This window comes from Clostridium sp. UMB9555A, from assembly GCF_030222355.1.
GTDB lineage: Bacteria > Bacillota > Clostridia > Clostridiales > Clostridiaceae > Sarcina > Sarcina perfringens.
The window spans coordinates 1-234 of the sequence record NZ_JASORQ010000054.1 but is presented as its reverse complement, the minus strand read 5'-3'; the positions used below and the strand labels follow the sequence as shown (position 1 = coordinate 234).

General features: G+C 46.6%; 1 protein-coding gene. It reads left to right on the top strand.

Annotated elements, in window-relative coordinates:
- The coding region (locus QP548_RS16935) for a formate dehydrogenase accessory sulfurtransferase FdhD (RefSeq protein ID WP_284905668.1) at nt 1-234 on the top strand (234 nt) is incomplete at both ends.

Sequence of the window (234 nt, the reverse complement as noted above, 5' to 3'; positions counted from 1 at the left end):
AAGTGAAAAAAACACAGCGAAAAGAAATCGAAAATGTGACAAATATCACAGGTGTTCGTCAAATTGAGTTATGGCGGCGTGATGATTTACAACACCCACGGTTAGATGAGGTCGCGGAAGAAGTTCCCGTTGCGCTGGTCTACAACGGCATTTCGCATGTGGTGATGATGGCGTCGCCCAAAGACCTTGAGTACTTTGCGCTCGGTTTTTCGCTTTCCGAGGGGATTATCGAAA